The sequence below is a fragment of the Nocardioides sp. GCM10023255 genome (genome assembly GCF_042653125.1).
GTDB lineage: Bacteria > Actinomycetota > Actinomycetes > Propionibacteriales > Nocardioidaceae > Nocardioides.
The window spans coordinates 225314-239600 of the sequence record NZ_JBHSHU010000010.1; the positions used below are offsets into that span (position 1 = coordinate 225314).

Here is a 14287-nt window from a genome sequence, read left to right on the forward strand (position 1 = left end):
TCGGCTCACACCGGCGGGCCGCGCCGCTCGCGCACCGCGGCGACCCGCCACTCCCCCGCCGCCCGCACGAGCACCACGGTGCGCGACGACGGCTCGTCGCGGGGCAGCCCCACGCGGCGCCCCGCGCCCACGGCCACCGCGTTCGCCAGCCGGTCGGTCACCTCGACCTCGAGCCGTTCCGGGCCACGCTCGCGCACGTCGACGGCCAGCAGCTGCATCCGCATCCCCCGCACCCGCAGGCCACGGTCGTTCCACGACTCGAGCATGGCCACGTCGCGTCGCCCGGCGGCCGACCCGGGCACGTACAGGTCCCGCAGGGCGGCCACGTCGCCGCGCGCCCACGCCCGGGCCCGGCGAACGTCCCAGGCCCGCAACGCCGCCGCCGGGGCCCGCGTGGCGGCCGGGGCCACGACCGGGTGGGCCGGCGACAGCCGCTCGCGTGCCAGGCCGGTGAGCACGGCGGCCGCGGTGACGACGGCGGCGAGGACCAGCACGGCGAGGAGCGTGCGCGGCAGCAGGCGGGACGTGTCCATGTCACTCTCCTACCCACGTCGACGGATCGCGGCCGCGGTTGTCCACAGGCCCGGGAGTAGGGTCTGGGACGTGAGTGACCTGACCTTCCGGAACGTCGGACTCGGTGACGACGCGGTGGACTACCTCGCCGCCTGGGACCTCCAGCGCGACGTGCATGCGGCCGTGGTCGCAGGCGAGCAGCCCGACACCGTCCTCCTGCTCGAGCACCCGCCGGTCTTCACCGCCGGCAAGCGCACCGACCCCCACGAGCGGCCGGCCGACCCTGGCGGGGCCCCCGTCATCGACGTCGACCGCGGCGGCAAGATCACCTTCCACGGCCCCGGTCAACTGGTCGGCTACCCGATCGTCACGCTGCCGGACCACGTGAAGGTCGTCGACTACGTGCGCCGGGTCGAGGAGGCCCTGATCGCGGTCTGCGCCGACCTCGGCGTGACCACGGCGCGGGTGCCGGGACGCAGCGGGGTCTGGCTGCGCGCGGACGAGAAGGGGCCGGAGCGCAAGATCGCGGCGATCGGCATCCGGGTCAGCCGGGGCGTCACCATGCACGGCTTCGCGCTCAACTGCGACGTCGACCTGGGATGGTACGACCGGTTCGTCCCGTGCGGGATCGCCGACGCCGGCGTGACCTCGCTGAGCACCGAGCTCGGCCGCGACGTCACCGTGGCGGACGTGCTGCCCAGCGTGGAGCGGCACCTCACCGACTACCTCGCGTGGGCGCCGTACACGTCCACTCCCGACTACGAGCCGCGCCCCGAGCCCGCCCACGGTCCCCGCATCGAGCTCATCTCCCCCGGCGTCTGACGGCGCGTCCTGCCGGCCCCGGCCGGCATTGCTTGTCAAGATCTCCCCCCGTGCCTCGGCGGTCCCGCCCGGGCACGAAGGGGGGACGGACATGAGCGAGCTCGTCATCGAGACCACCGGTCTGCGCAAGGAGTTCCGCACGCGTGCGGGAGCCCTGCGCGTGGCGGTGCGGGACCTCGACCTGGCGGTGCCGTACGGCGGCGTGCACGGCTTCCTCGGCCCGAACGGGTCCGGGAAGACGACGACCATCCGGATGCTGCTGGGGCTGGCGCGCGCCACCCGCGGCTCGATGCGGCTGTTCGGCGAGGAGGTGCCCCGTCGGCTCCCGCAGGCCATCGGCCGGGTCGGCGCCGTCGTCGAGTCCCCGAAGTTCGCCCCGAAGTTCACCGGGCGCCAGAACCTGCTGCTGCTGGCCGGCTCCATCGACGCCCCCACTGGCCGCGTGGACGCCGCCCTCGAGACGGTCGGCCTGACCGGGCGCGACCGGGACCGCTACAAGTCCTACTCGCTCGGCATGAAGCAGCGGCTCGCGATCGCGGCCACCCTGCTCAAGGACCCCGCGCTGCTGGTCCTCGACGAGCCCACCAACGGGCTCGACCCGGCCGGCATCCGGGAGATCCGCGACACCATCCGCACCCTCGGCGAGACCGGCACGACCGTGCTCCTGAGCTCGCACATCCTCGGCGAGGTGCAGCAGGTCTGCACCTCCGCCACGATCATCGGCAACGGCCGGATGCTGGCCAGCGGACGGGTGGAGGACCTGCTCGGGGGTGGTACGGCGTACCGCGTGGCCGTGCCCGACCCCGCCGTCGCCGCCGGGGTGCTCGAGCGGGCGGGCTTCACGGTCTCGGCCACCACACCGGGCACCCTCGACGTCGACACCGGCCAGCCACCGGAGCAGATCACCCGCGCCCTCGCGGAGGCGGAGGTCTGGCTGTCCGGGCTGACGCCGCTGCGCGCCGACCTCGAGACGGTGTTCCTCGAGCTCACCGCGGCGGACCGGCTCGGCCGCGACGACACCCGGGCGGGTGCCCGATGAGGGCACTGCTGCGGGTCGAGCTGACCCGGCTGCGCTGGCGGCGCGCCGTGCTGCTGCTCGTGGCCGCCTGCGTCGTGGTCCCGGCCGTGATCTGGGGAGCCACCGCGTGGAACACCCGCCCGGTCTCCGATGCCGAGATGGCGCGCTACCAGCAGATGGCGCAGGACGAGGCGCAGCAGCCCTACGTGCAGCGCCAGGTCGAGAAGTGCGTGGCGAGGCCCGACCGGTTCGGCGTCAGCGGCGACGACGTGCGGGCGTCCTGCGAGGACATGATGGTCCCTCGGGCCGACCAGTACTACTGGCGCCCGACGCTCGACCTCGACCGTGAGCTGGACGGCTCCGGGATCGGCGTCACCGTCGTGCTGACGATGCTGCTGCTCCTGCTCGGCACGACCTTCGTCGGCCACGACTGGAACAGCGGGTCGATGAGCAACCAGCTGCTCTTCGACCCCCGCCGGAGCCGGGTCTGGGTGGCCAAGGGACTGGTCGTGCTGCTCGCCGGCCTGGCGGTCGCCGGCGCGGTGCTGGCGGCGTACTGGACCGGCCTGTGGGCGCTGGCCGTGCACCGCGACCTGGACGTGCGCGACGGCGTCCTGTCCGAGGCCTACGGCCAGGCGCTGCGCGGCACCCTGGTCGCCGGCTTCGCGGGCCTGGGCGGCTACGCGATGACCATGCTCTTCCGCAGCACGGTCGCGACGCTCGGCACCCTCTTCGCGGTGGCCGTCGCCGGCCCGCTGCTGATCACCCTGCTGGGCTTCCCCGGCCACCAGCGGCTGATGCCGCAGAACAACTACGCGGCGGTCATGCTCGACGGGATCACGTTCACCGACTACAACAGCCGCTCCTGCGTCGAGGCGGGCGACTCCGCGGTGCCCGGCGCCGGCTGCCGGGTGCGGATCACCACGTCCGACGGCGCCGTCTACTTCGGCGGGCTGCTGCTGCTCGCGGGCGTTCCGTCCGTCCTGTCCTTCCGCCGACGGGACGTGCCCTGAGTCGAATTGGGCGGCCCCCCGCCCCGGCGTACAGTTGGGCGACGTGACCCAAGCCCCTGCACCCGAAGGACGCAAGCTCCTCCGCCTGGAGGTCCGCAACGCCGAGACCCCCATCGAGCGCAAGCCCGAATGGATCAAGACGCGGGCCAAGATGGGGCCGGAGTACAAGCACCTGCAGAACCTCGTGAAGTCCGAGGGCCTGCACACCGTGTGCCAGGAAGCCGGCTGTCCCAACATCTTCGAGTGCTGGGAGGACCGCGAGGCGACGTTCCTCATCGGTGGCGACCAGTGCACCCGCCGCTGCGACTTCTGCCAGATCGACACCGGCAAGCCGCAGCCGCTGGACCGTGACGAGCCGCGCCGCGTGGCCGAGTCGGTCCAGGCCATGGAGCTGCGCTACGCCACCATCACCGGCGTCGCCCGCGACGACCTCGAGGACGGCGGCGCCTGGCTCTACGCCGAGACCGTGCGCGCCATCCACGAGCTCAACCCCGACACCGGGGTGGAGAACCTGATCCCCGACTTCAACGGCAAGCCCGACCTGCTGCGCGAGGTGTTCGAGTCGCGGCCCGAGGTGCTGGCCCACAACGTCGAGACCGTGCCGCGCATCTTCAAGCGGATCCGCCCCGCGTTCCGCTACGAGCGCTCGCTGGACGTCATCACCCAGGCCCGCGACTTCGGCCTGGTGACCAAGTCCAACCTGATCCTCGGCATGGGCGAGACCCGCGAGGAGGTCAGCCAGGCGCTGCGCGACCTGCACGACGCCGGCTGCGAGCTGATCACCATCACGCAGTACCTCCGCCCCTCGGCGCGGCACCACCCCGTGGAGCGGTGGGTCAAGCCCGAGGAGTTCGTGGAGCTCAAGGACGAGGCCGACCAGATCGGCTTCTCGGGGGTCATGTCGGGCCCGCTGGTGCGTTCGTCGTACCGGGCCGGACGGTTGTACCGTCAGGCCATGGACGCCCGTCAGGGCTCCACCGTCTGACTTTCACGCACCTCCCGAACGAAGAAGGCAGCAGACCGCCATGGCGAAGGCCCCGCAGACACCTGATCCCGACAAGATGAGCCGCCGCAAGCAGTTCGTCGAGACCTTCAAGATGGCCCGGAAGACCGACCCGGCCATCGGGCTGTGGATCGGGGGTGCGTTCGTCATCGGCGCCGCGGTCGGCTACCTGCTGTTCTGGCTGCTGCCCGGCGAGGGCGTGCTCGGCCTCGTCCTCTCCATCGTCGGCGCGCTGCTCTTCGGCTCGCTGGCCGCGCTGATCATCTTCGGCCGTCGCGCCCAGCGCGCGGCGTACGGCCAGATGGAGGGCCAGCCGGGCGCCGCCGCGGCCGCGCTGCGGATGCTGCGCCGCGGGTGGAAGACCGACCCGGTGATCGCGTTCAACAAGCAGCAGGACGTCGTGCACCGCGTGGTCGGCCCGCCCGGCATCGTCCTGGTCGGCGAGGGCAACCCCAACCGGCTGCGCCAGCTGATGACCAACGAGCGCCGCAAGCACGAGCGCGTGGTGGCCGACGTCCCGATCCACGAGGTCGTCTGCGGGAACGGCGAGGGGGAGGTCCCGTTGACGCGCCTGGTCCGCCACGTCAGCAAGATGAAGCGCCAGGTCAAGCCCGCCGAGATGACCGACATCCTCGGCCGGCTGCGGGCGCTGGACGCCAACCGACCGAACATCCCGCTGCCCAAGGGCCCGGTCCCGACCAGCATGAAGGGCATGCGCCAGAACATGCGCGGTCGTTGACAGCCTGAACGCACGAAGGGCCCGGTCCTCCCCCTGGAGGACCGGGCCCTGCTGCGTGGATCAGCCCATCGAGGGCATCTCGGTCACCTGGTCCGAGGGCGGCGCCTCGATGCTGACGTCCTTGCCGAAGTCGGAGAGCGTCATCTCCATGGTGCCGACCTTGCCGAGGTCGATGGTCATCTTGGTGATCCGGTCCTCGTCGTCGAGCCACACGTCGTAGCTCAGCTCGTCGGGCATCCCGGCCCCGGACGCCGCCTGGCCGGTCTCCCCCATCCCGTCGAGCATCTTCTGGGTGTCGACGGTGACCTCGTACTGGTCCTCACCGTCCTGCTCGCCCTGGTAGGTGACGGTCTTGATGCCCTCGCCGAAGGACTTGAGCGCCTCCTGCGGGTCGAGCTGGCTGCCCAGTGAGCCGAACGGGCTGTTGGGGTCGTTGAGGTCCATCTTGAGGTACTTGTCGCCGCCCATGCCGGGCGCCTTCATGTAGAAGACCTTGTCGACCAGGATCACCTGGATGTCGCCGCCGGCGGCGTCGCTGGACATGGTCATGTCCATGGCCGGCGAGTCCTGCGTGTAGTCCACGTCGCCCTCTCCGGTCATCGAGCCGGCCTCGCCGGCCGACATCGTCATCGACTCGTGGGCGGTGGTGGTGTTCTCGAAGCCGTTCTCGAAGCGGTCGGTGAAGTCGGCGGGGTCGACGGTGTCGCCGGCCTCGAGGCCGTCGGTGGACGAGCCCGACGAGCCGGACGTCGACGAGGAGTCCTCCGCCTTGGCGTTGTCGTCGGAACCGCACGCGCTCAGGGAGACGAAGGCCAGCGGCAGGACGGCTGCCGCGGCGAGACGGCGCAGGGATGCGGGACGAGACATGGGTGGAGCCTTCCGAGTCGGAGGTGATGTGACCTCAAGCATCTCCTGTCACGTCAACCCGGAAACCCGCCGGCCCCAGAAACCTCAGCAGCAACACCGCGCGCCCGGAGGCGCGCGGTTCAGGCGGCCGGCCGGCTCTTCGCCGTCTCGAGGGTGACGGTGGCGGTGCCGGCCATGATGTCGTGCAGGCCCCGGCCGTCGGGGCGGAAGACCAGCGGCGGGATCACGGCCGCGACCAGGATGCTGCGGGCCAGCGCGGGCAGCAGGCCGATCGGGCGCCCGCTGCCGTCGCTGCGTACGACGCGGAGCCGGGTCGCCAGCTTGCCGAACGAGCCGCCGGACAGCGCCGTCAGCAGCGCCGACTCCACGATGAAGACGAGCACGACGTACCACTGCCCGGCCTGGTTCTCGGGGCCGTAGACGGGGATGAAGAGCGAGACCGCGAGCAGGCAGGCGAACCAGTCCACGAGGAGCGCCAGCATGCGCCGGGGCCAGGACGCGGTCTCCCACACGGTCGTGCCTGTCACGCGGTCAGCGTAGAGCGCCGGTCCACGCGTTCGCCGGTCGGGCCACCTGTTACATGCCCGAAACAAACCGGATACGGTCAAGAAACTGCCCCTGCCTAGGTTGGCGGGCAGGTCCGAGGCAGCGCCGCTTCGGTCCCCTATTGCAGACTTTTGCCGGCTGGCACCCGCTGGTCAGCCAAGGAGGACGAATGTTCCAGAACAGCGACGAGCTGCTCGCCTATGTCAAGGACGAGGGCGTCGAGATGGTCGACGTGCGGTTCTGCGACCTGCCCGGCGTCATGCAGCACTTCACCGTCCCGGTCTCGTCGTTCGACCAGTCGGTCTTCGACGACGGCCTGAACTTCGACGGTTCCTCGATCCGGGGCTTCCAGGCCATCCACGAGTCCGACATGTCGCTGTTCCCGGACCCGACCACGGCGTACATCGACCCGTTCCGCGCGGCCAAGACGCTGGTCGTGAACTTCTTCATCCACGACCCGCTCACCGGGGAGGCCTACTCCCGCGACCCGCGCAACATCGCCCGCAAGGCGATGTCCTACCTCGCCAGCACCGGTGTCGGCGACAAGGCGTTCTTCGCCCCCGAGGCGGAGTTCTACGTCTTCGACAACGTGCGCTTCGAGACCAAGGCCAACGCCGGCTACTACGAGATCGACTCGCAGGCCGGCGCCTGGAACACCGGCGCGGCGTTCGAGAACGACAACCGCGGCTACAAGGTGAAGTACAAGGGCGGCTACTTCCCCGTCGCCCCGACCGACCACTTCGGCGAGCTCCGCGACGAGATGGTGATCGAGCTCGAGAAGGCCAACCTGCAGGTCGAGCGCGCGCACCACGAGGTCGGCACCGCCGGCCAGGCGGAGATCAACTACCGCTTCGACGAGCTGCTCAAGGCCGCCGACGACGTGATGAAGTTCAAGTACATCATCAAGAACGTCGCCTGGCGCAACGGCAAGACCGCCACCTTCATGCCGAAGCCGATCTTCGGCGACAACGGCTCGGGCATGCACGTGCATCAGTCGATCTGGAGCGAGGGCGCTCCCCTGTTCTACGACGAGACCGGGTACGGCGGCCTGTCGGACATGGCGCGCTACTACATCGGCGGCATCCTCAAGCACGCGCCGTCGCTGCTGGCCTTCACCAACCCGACGGTGAACTCCTACCACCGCCTGGTGCCGGGCTTCGAGGCCCCGATCTCGCTGGTCTACTCCCAGCGCAACCGCTCGGCCTGCGTCCGCATCCCGATCACGGGCTCGAACCCGAAGGCCAAGCGCATCGAGTTCCGCTGCCCCGACCCGTCGGCCAACCCCTACCTCGCCTTCTCGGCGCTGCTGCTGGCCGGCCTCGACGGCATCAAGAACAAGATCGAGCCCGCCGCCCCGATCGACAAGGACATCTACGAGCTGCCGCCGGACGAGATGGCCGACATCGACCAGGTCCCGACGTCGCTGGGCGCCGTGCTCGACAACCTCGAGCGCGACCACGACTTCCTCACCGCCGGCAACGTCTTCACGCCGGACCTGATCGAGACGTGGATCGACTACAAGCGCCAGAACGAGATCCTGCCCGTGCAGCTGCGGCCGCACCCGCACGAGTTCGAGCTCTACTACGACATCTGACAGATGAGGTCAAACGACCTCTGACCTGCACGAACGCGCGGCCCCGCGAAGGATTCCCCCAGGTTTCCCCAGCGGGGCCGCTGCGCGTGAACCGGCGCACACGCGACATCCGAACACCGCGCCAGGCGCACGACCGCGTCTGCGCCGGACGCTGCCCCGGCCGGGGTGGTCCTGGTGACCCGCCACGACCCAGCCGAGACGGTCGGCCAGGTCCGGATCTTCGCCCCCACCGGGAGCAGTCGGAGTTACCGGCTCAAGTGGGTCGAACCGGACGGCACGCCCGGCGACACCACGGCCAGTGCTGACCCGGCCAAGGCGATCGCCCTGCTGCTGGTCGCGCTCGCCCACGACGGGCCACGTCCGGCCCGGGAACGGACGCATCCGGGCGCGCATGTCCGGCCGCCACTCCGTCAGCCACCAGCACTCAGCCCGAGTCGCCGCCAGGTCGTCGAGTCGCTTCACCAACGTCGGCGACACGTAGACCGGGCCGAAGAGCTGGCCCGCCACGATCGCGTCGCGCCACGGAACCGGCCGGCTCGACCGGATGCACGGGGCTGACACAGCCGTCGACATCTACGATGAGGGCCGGGCGTGCGCGAGTCACGACGCCACCTCCCGACTCGCCGACGAGAGGCGGGGCGTGCTGGCTCCGGCCGCACGACCCCGGCTGGCGACCGCGCCAGCCTGTAGCCTCGGGTTCCGTCTTCTCCGGAACACGTGTCCCGCCTTGGGTGTGGCGCCTCCTGCCCGACCCGGCCCGAGTGCGGCGGACCCGACGACGGTCGATCCCTGCCGCCCGGCGCTGCGTTGTGCCGAGTCGACGGCTCGGACAGTCACGTGGTCGACCACGGGCCTCGCGTCGGGCATGAACGCCGCCGTCCCGCGACCGATCTCCCGGGCGGAGGCGTCCCGGTCGCCGGGCGACTCCCCGACCCTGATTGCCAGCATGTCGTGACCGTAGTTCCGCCCACCGACACCCGGACGACACCGCTGAAGCGCCCTGCGTCATCCCGGGGCCACCGTGCATCCAGAGACGGGATTCGCTACGCCTCGAGGGCGACTCCGGCCTGTCGGCTCGGTTCGCACCGGGCCATTCGACCGGTGAGCCCAGCAACCGCGGCTGCGCGGTGCGCGCTGCGGGGCCTGGTCGGGAACCGCTCAACATGTGCAACGGCGGCGGCGAACATCTCGAACCGAGCTGGTTCGAAGTACGTGCGTCCCGTCAGCACGGCCGTGGCGAGGGCGACCACCGCAGCGGCTGTGAACGCCGCCGAGAACCCCGACAGGATCGCGCCCGAGCCGCGCTATCACCCGATGTCATGCCGCGGCGGCTGTCCGCGCGGCCGCCGGTCTTGAGCCGCTCAACCCTGCCCCGTCCTCCGTCTCCGAAAAGGTTACCGAGGGCCGACTACGTGCGTCGTCGCCAGGGTGACGTGCACTAGGGCGCCGTGCGTTCGGATGGGGAAGAATCCGGCGGTGCCTGCCTCGCGTCCGGAAGCCGAAGTGCTCGACGTGCCCGTGCGCCCGATTGGCGAGTGGTTGACCGCACCACACCTGGCCGCGGGCGGCCGCAGATCGGTGCGTCACCAGGCGTACCGCGCTTGGGCAACCGGTTGCCGCTCTACGTGCCGCCGCGTACCCCTGCCGCACCTGGCTGGCGCGTCTGTGCACGACAGGGCACGACCGTCCCTTCACCGCGCGTTGCGCGGTGGCTCAGCTTCTGGGTGCCTCGCTCCGCCATGCCGCGACGCTGCGTGCCGCCCAAGTCAGGCGCGTGGCGGTCTCGCTGGCCAGCCGGCGGATCGATGGGCCCGTGGGGCCTCCGTCGACGTGGAGGGCGACCGCGTGAAGCCCACGGACTCCGTGCGGGTACGGCGTGGCAGAGGTGTCGGATTGCCATTGACCGGTGGTGGTGCGGCATCGGACCCGCAGCTCGTGGCGGCCCGGCGTTGCCCGCCACTCGGCTGACCAGGGCCGCCAGGCGTCGGGGCCGAGGTCGATGCCGAGGTCGGCGTCGACCCACGGGCCGTCATCGACCTGCAGCTGTACGGCATCCACGCCGATCGGCGGCGCCCACGCGTACCCGCGAGCCGTCACCATGCCGGATTCGATCCGGGCGTGCCGGCCGGGTGCGTCGATGCGGGCAGCCGGATGCACCGGGTAGGTGCCATCGAGCCAACCGCGCCGACCCCAGTACGACAGAGGCGGGGTCGTGGTGACGGTGAGCTTGCGGACCCACTTGGTGTTGCCGTCCTGTCCGGTTCGGCCGGGGACGAGCAACCGGGCGGGGCTGCCGTGCTCGCGGGGCAGGGGTTCGCCGGCCATGCCGAGTGCGAGGAAGGCGTGGGCGCGGGCGTCCGCGAGGGGCAGCACGTTGGTGTAACCATCCACGGCCTCGACCAGCAGCCAGCCGTCATCGCCGAGGACGCCGGCCCGCTCGAACAGGTCCGCAAGCGGGATCCCGGTCCAGCGGGCGCAGCCCATCCGGCGGCCGCCGACCGGGTTGTGTACGCACACCATCAGCAGGTCGCGTTCGGTCAGCGGCATCGCCAGCAAGTCGCGCAGCGTGAGGGTGAGGGGCGCATGCACTTCTCCGTCCCGCCCGCCGACCTCGAGCCGCCACACGTCGGGGTCGATCCGGGGCTCGGGGACGGTGATGTCAATGACCGGGAAGTCACCCGGCCGAAGTAGAAGTGGGTCCACACCCGCGTAAGGGCTCGCAGCGTCGCCGGGCAGTTCCGGCAACGGGTGGGCTGGGGCCGGTAGCTGGACGCGGTTGCGGAGGTTGGCCTCATCCTGGCGGCGGGCACGGCGGTCGGTGGCCACCGCAGCTGCGGCCGTGGCCGTGGCGGCGACCAGTGCGAGCGGTGTCCGGATCCGAAGCGGTGCGACAGCGGTTGCGGCGACCAGTACCCCGGCCGCCGTCGCGGTGGCCGTGTCGCGTGCGGAAGCGTCGCCCTTGCGTTGCGCAAGGATGCCGCCCACCGCATGGGGTGCGGCGGCCATGGCGGCGCCCAGCATGGGGCGGCGGGTCGCGACGGAGGCGCCGGCGGCCGCGGTCAGGCCGCTGGCTCCGGTCGCGATCGCGACGAGGCCGGGCTTGTCGGCGGTGCCGACCAGGGCCACGCCGCCGTCGACGAGGGCTGCGGGGGCGAGGTCGACCAGGCCGCGGGCCAGGCCGGAGACCGGCGAGCGGCCGTGCCCGGTGGTCGACGCGGTGATCTCGCCGGCGGCGGCCGCCATCAGGCCGGCGAGGAGACCGACCCGGCCTGCGGGTGCGGGGCGGTGGGTCATCGGTCCTCCTGTGACGAGTGAGTCCGGTGGTGCCGGACTGGCTTCGGCAGCGTTAGCGCCATTGCAGGTCAGAGCGGGGTGCCGGTCAAGAGACCAGCGAACCTTTCCGGCCGGGGCGCAAGTCGATATTGAGCAAACCTCGCCTGCCGATAGCCAGATACTCAATTCGGCCGCCGCGCCTGTGGCAGCATGACGGCATTCGGAGGTGACCCCGCGATGGCTCCGCGCGACCAGCGACACGAAGGCCTTCCCACCGACGGGAGCGTGCGGGACCTACGTGTCCCGATTCTGTGGGGAGTCGTGGTGGGGATCGCGCAGCTGGCGTCGCCGCTCGCCTTTTGGTGGTTGCCGCCGGCCACGGTCTACGCGTTCGGGCTGGCGCTGATCGCAGCGATCTACATCGGGTTCAGCGTCGCGGACGGTCGAGCGCGGGTCATCGCGGCCGAGTGCACGGTCGCGGGCGTCTTCGCCGTCGTCGCCGCCGCAGGAGTGACCGGCTCGGCGTGGCTCCTCGTGGCTGGGTTGTCCGGCCACGGGTTGAAGGACGCGTGGCAGCATCGCACCCGCTTCGTTGCGCACACGCGATGGTGGCCGCCGTTCTGCGCAGCAGTGGACTTCGTCATGGCGGCCCTGTTGGCCGTGGTCATCCTGACGGGCGCGAACCTGCACGGCTGACCGGCGCTGAGCGGTGCCGACAGTACGTCTCCTTGGTCGGGCTGGGTCAGGATCGCCAACCCGTCAGGTTCCCTGGACGCATCCTGGCGATGGCGGCGAGCTGCTCGGGCGTGGCCAACGGGGTGCGGCTGAAGTCGCCGGCGTAGTAGCCGTTGTGGCGGCGCCGGGGCCCGGTGTAGGTGCCGGTCTCTTCCTCGATGATGTACGACATGGGGCTCATCTCCTGGTCCTGGTGGCCGCCTCGAGGGCGTCCGGTGATGGGTTCGACGCTGTCGCGGATGGCTTCTTGTCGGACCGGGAGATTCGCCGGGTAGACGGCCGGGATTTCGGGCGCTGTCGGCCGGGTCGCTGAGTATGCGGCCAGCCATGTGGCTGGCTGGTCGTCAGCGGAGTGCGACCTCGATCGCGGCGGCTGCGTGCGACGCGGTCGTGGGCAGGACGGGGGACGGAGCAGTCGTCCTGGGTGATGAGGAGCTCGATCTCGGTGCAACCGAGGATGACGCCCTGGGCGCCGCCTGCGACCAGGTGCCGCGGCACAGCTCGTCGTAGATGACCCGGGGCCTCAGGTCACGGCTGGCTAGTTGGGGACGAGAACCCCGTTACCGTGTGACTGCATCAGGTCGCGGTAGAACGGCTGCTCCATCGTGAACCTCGTCGCGACCAGGCCAACCCGGCGCACGTCGGCCTGCTGAGCGCGGGCGTCAGTGACGTCAACGATGTGCAGCGACGGGATGTTGATGGCGTCTAGGGTGCGTGCTGCGATCTTCAGCATCGTGTTCGTACACAGCATCACCAGGTCGTCTCCGGCAAGTTGGAGTTCACGGGCGCGGTCAGCCAGAAGCTGGCCGGCCTCGTCCCAGCGTCCCCCCGCTTGGAGGTGGGCGATCGGGGCGAAGTCGACCAAGATCAGGGCCAGGTCTGCGGAGTGCAGGTCGCCGAATCGTTCGGCGATGCCATTGTTATTACAAGGCGGTGCTCTCCCAACTAGTCCCGCCGAGCGGCCCGATACGCTCCACTGACCCTTCCGCTGATTCCTGTGCTGCTTCGTTCGCAAGCGCCGCCCGGTCGTCTCCGAACGGGTTGATGGGGCTATTCCGGTGGGCGCCGGTGCAGGATCTTCTGGAACAGGACGTGGTGTTGCCAGGTGCCGGCGATGAACAGGTACTCCGGCGCCGTCCCGATCAGGGTGAAGCCGCATCTGCGGAGCACTACCTGGGACGCCTCGTTGTGCGCCAGCGTGCCGGCCTCGATTCGGTGCAGGCCAAGGCCTGTGGCTCGCTTGAGTGCGAACTGAACGGCGGCGGTGGCGATCCCTCGACCGGTGTGCCGGTGGTCGACCCAGTAGCCGAGCGAGGCGTTCTGGGAGACGCCACGGGCGAGGTTGGTCAGGTTGACCCGGCCGACGACCTCCTCGCCTTGCCAGATCAGCCACGCGTGCTGTTGCCCACCCTCGGCGGCCGCGACCTTCGCTTCGGCGTCCTTGCGCTGCCAGGGCTCTGTGAAGAACCCCGGGGTGCGTCGCGGCTCCCACGGCGCGAGGTGCTCACGGTTGACGGTGTATGCCGTCGCCAGGACGGCCGCATCGTCGACCGTCAGGGGGCGGATCTCGTATCGGGAGGCAGCACGGCAGCAGCGTAGATGTCGTCAGCGGTCGTGAGCGTCGTTGCGCGTCTCATCGCCACCCGAGCCGGCGACCGCGGGCGCACGAGCCGCGACGAGCAAGGCGTCGGCGACGCGCGTCGTCCGCGTCGCGGAGCCGCCGGTCGATCTCGAGGCGGGCGATCTGGGGGGACATGGTGTAGATGGTGCTCATGGCGTTCTCCTAGGTTCTCTGGTGTCCGCGGTGTGCGGTGGCGTTGCCATCGTCGCGAGTGAGCAGGGTTTGTGGCGCCGGGGATTTCGCCGGGTTTGGGAACCGGCACCCTGCGCCCTTCGAGGTCGACGGTCCCTGGCCGCTCGCCTGCGGCGAGCGGCGGGGTTGTCCGACCTGCCCGAGCTTGGTCGTGCCTGGCGCGGAGTGGACCTGAGGACTTACGGGCAGGACGCACTTGGCACGATCTGGCCCATGACCTTCGGCGGGGATCGGCAGGTGCTCGTTGACTATCACCCGTACAACCGCGTCACCATCCCGACCGAGGACGGCGTCGTGAGCGTGCCGCCGACCGACCTGCTGCCCCCGGCCTTCCAGCGTCCCGCAGACTGA

The 14287-nt window shown here is 70.8% G+C and carries 15 protein-coding genes and 1 pseudogene; 8 read left to right on the top strand and 8 right to left on the bottom strand.

The window, feature by feature from the left end:
* Nucleotides 1-5 precede the first annotated feature (5 nt).
* Complete coding sequence (locus tag ACFO9I_RS17650; RefSeq protein WP_379183207.1) at nt 6-533, bottom strand: hypothetical protein; 528 nt, start codon at nt 531-533, stop codon at nt 6-8.
* A 70-nt stretch (nt 534-603) separates the two neighbouring features.
* On the opposite strand from ACFO9I_RS17650, the gene lipB reads away from it, so the two are divergent.
* The 5 genes and pseudogenes from lipB to ACFO9I_RS17675 all read left to right on the top strand — a co-directional run bounded on the left by lipB (nt 604) and on the right by ACFO9I_RS17675 (nt 5108).
* On the top strand, nt 604-1335 hold the full coding sequence (gene lipB / locus ACFO9I_RS17655; protein ID WP_379183209.1) for a lipoyl(octanoyl) transferase LipB: 732 nt from the start codon (nt 604-606) through the stop codon (nt 1333-1335).
* A gap of 91 nt (nt 1336-1426) precedes the next feature.
* A complete protein-coding gene (locus ACFO9I_RS17660; RefSeq protein WP_379183211.1) occupies nt 1427-2374 on the top strand; it encodes an ABC transporter ATP-binding protein in 948 nt (315 codons plus the stop codon).
* The gene (locus tag ACFO9I_RS17665; RefSeq protein WP_379183213.1) at nt 2371-3366 is read left to right on the top strand and encodes a hypothetical protein; all 996 of its coding nucleotides are present in this window, start codon (nt 2371-2373) and stop codon (nt 3364-3366) included. The genes ACFO9I_RS17660 and ACFO9I_RS17665 overlap by 4 nt, the downstream gene beginning before the upstream one ends.
* Before the next feature lie 31 nt (nt 3367-3397).
* Nucleotides 3398-4351: pseudogene (gene lipA / locus ACFO9I_RS17670) on the top strand (lipoyl synthase); the annotation flags it as partial.
* Nucleotides 4352-4391: 40 nt separating this feature from the next.
* The gene (locus ACFO9I_RS17675) at nt 4392-5108 is read left to right on the top strand and encodes a DUF4191 domain-containing protein (protein ID WP_379183215.1); all 717 of its coding nucleotides are present in this window, start codon (nt 4392-4394) and stop codon (nt 5106-5108) included.
* 60 nt (nt 5109-5168) lie between these two features.
* Here ACFO9I_RS17675 and ACFO9I_RS17680 read toward each other — a convergent pair whose 3' ends face one another.
* Both ACFO9I_RS17680 and ACFO9I_RS17685 read right to left on the bottom strand, forming a co-directional pair.
* On the bottom strand, nt 5169-5975 hold the full coding sequence (locus tag ACFO9I_RS17680; protein WP_379183217.1) for a hypothetical protein: 807 nt from the start codon (nt 5973-5975) through the stop codon (nt 5169-5171).
* A gap of 119 nt (nt 5976-6094) precedes the next feature.
* Entirely contained in the window at nt 6095-6502 is a 408-nt protein-coding gene (locus ACFO9I_RS17685) for an RDD family protein (RefSeq protein WP_379183219.1), read from the bottom strand.
* Between the two features lie 188 nt (nt 6503-6690).
* Between ACFO9I_RS17685 and glnA the strand changes: the two genes are divergently transcribed.
* Nucleotides 6691-8115, top strand: coding sequence for a type I glutamate--ammonia ligase (glnA, locus tag ACFO9I_RS17690; protein WP_379183221.1), 1425 nt, complete (start codon nt 6691-6693; stop codon nt 8113-8115).
* Nucleotides 8116-9828: 1713 nt separating this feature from the next.
* Here glnA and ACFO9I_RS17695 read toward each other — a convergent pair.
* Nucleotides 9829-11409 carry a molybdopterin-dependent oxidoreductase gene (locus ACFO9I_RS17695; RefSeq protein WP_379183223.1) on the bottom strand — a complete coding sequence of 527 codons (1581 nt, stop codon included), beginning with the start codon at nt 11407-11409 and terminating at the stop codon, nt 9829-9831.
* Nucleotides 11410-11712: 303 nt separating this feature from the next.
* Here ACFO9I_RS17695 and ACFO9I_RS17700 point away from each other — a divergent pair, with 303 nt between their 5' ends.
* On the top strand, nt 11713-12084 hold the full coding sequence (locus ACFO9I_RS17700) for a hypothetical protein (protein WP_379183225.1): 372 nt from the start codon (nt 11713-11715) through the stop codon (nt 12082-12084).
* Between the two features lie 46 nt (nt 12085-12130).
* On the opposite strand, the gene ACFO9I_RS17705 is transcribed toward ACFO9I_RS17700, so the two are convergent.
* The 4 genes from ACFO9I_RS17705 to ACFO9I_RS17720 all read right to left on the bottom strand — a co-directional run bounded on the left by ACFO9I_RS17705 (nt 12131) and on the right by ACFO9I_RS17720 (nt 13897).
* Nucleotides 12131-12304 carry a hypothetical protein gene (locus ACFO9I_RS17705; RefSeq protein ID WP_379183227.1) on the bottom strand — a complete coding sequence of 58 codons (174 nt, stop codon included), beginning with the start codon at nt 12302-12304 and terminating at the stop codon, nt 12131-12133.
* 357 nt (nt 12305-12661) lie between these two features.
* Nucleotides 12662-12988 carry an aspartate/glutamate racemase family protein gene (locus ACFO9I_RS17710; RefSeq protein WP_379183229.1) on the bottom strand — a complete coding sequence of 109 codons (327 nt, stop codon included), beginning with the start codon at nt 12986-12988 and terminating at the stop codon, nt 12662-12664.
* Nucleotides 12989-13173: 185 nt separating this feature from the next.
* On the bottom strand, nt 13174-13689 hold the full coding sequence (locus ACFO9I_RS17715) for a GNAT family N-acetyltransferase (protein WP_379183665.1): 516 nt from the start codon (nt 13687-13689) through the stop codon (nt 13174-13176).
* Between the two features lie 67 nt (nt 13690-13756).
* On the bottom strand, nt 13757-13897 hold the full coding sequence (locus ACFO9I_RS17720) for a hypothetical protein (RefSeq protein ID WP_379183231.1): 141 nt from the start codon (nt 13895-13897) through the stop codon (nt 13757-13759).
* A 252-nt stretch (nt 13898-14149) separates the two neighbouring features.
* Here ACFO9I_RS17720 and ACFO9I_RS17725 point away from each other — a divergent pair, with 252 nt between their 5' ends.
* Nucleotides 14150-14287 carry a hypothetical protein gene (locus ACFO9I_RS17725; protein ID WP_379183233.1) on the top strand — a complete coding sequence of 46 codons (138 nt, stop codon included), beginning with the start codon at nt 14150-14152 and terminating at the stop codon, nt 14285-14287.

Excerpts from the sequence above, each read along its gene's own strand:
- ACFO9I_RS17650 (WP_379183207.1), bottom strand. The coding sequence starts at position 533 with ATGGACACGTCCCGCCTGCTGCCGCGCACGCTCCTCGCCGTGCTGGTC.
- ACFO9I_RS17660 (WP_379183211.1), top strand. The coding sequence starts at position 1,427 with ATGAGCGAGCTCGTCATCGAGACCACCGGTCTGCGCAAGGAGTTCCGC.
- ACFO9I_RS17665 (WP_379183213.1), top strand. The coding sequence starts at position 2,371 with ATGAGGGCACTGCTGCGGGTCGAGCTGACCCGGCTGCGCTGGCGGCGC.
- ACFO9I_RS17675 (WP_379183215.1), top strand. The coding sequence starts at position 4,392 with ATGGCGAAGGCCCCGCAGACACCTGATCCCGACAAGATGAGCCGCCGC.
- ACFO9I_RS17680 (WP_379183217.1), bottom strand. The coding sequence starts at position 5,975 with ATGTCTCGTCCCGCATCCCTGCGCCGTCTCGCCGCGGCAGCCGTCCTG.
- glnA (WP_379183221.1), top strand. The coding sequence starts at position 6,691 with ATGTTCCAGAACAGCGACGAGCTGCTCGCCTATGTCAAGGACGAGGGC.
- ACFO9I_RS17695 (WP_379183223.1), bottom strand. The coding sequence starts at position 11,409 with ATGACCCACCGCCCCGCACCCGCAGGCCGGGTCGGTCTCCTCGCCGGC.
- ACFO9I_RS17705 (WP_379183227.1), bottom strand. The coding sequence starts at position 12,304 with ATGAGCCCCATGTCGTACATCATCGAGGAAGAGACCGGCACCTACACC.
- ACFO9I_RS17720 (WP_379183231.1), bottom strand. The coding sequence starts at position 13,897 with ATGAGCACCATCTACACCATGTCCCCCCAGATCGCCCGCCTCGAGATC.
- ACFO9I_RS17725 (WP_379183233.1), top strand. The coding sequence starts at position 14,150 with ATGACCTTCGGCGGGGATCGGCAGGTGCTCGTTGACTATCACCCGTAC.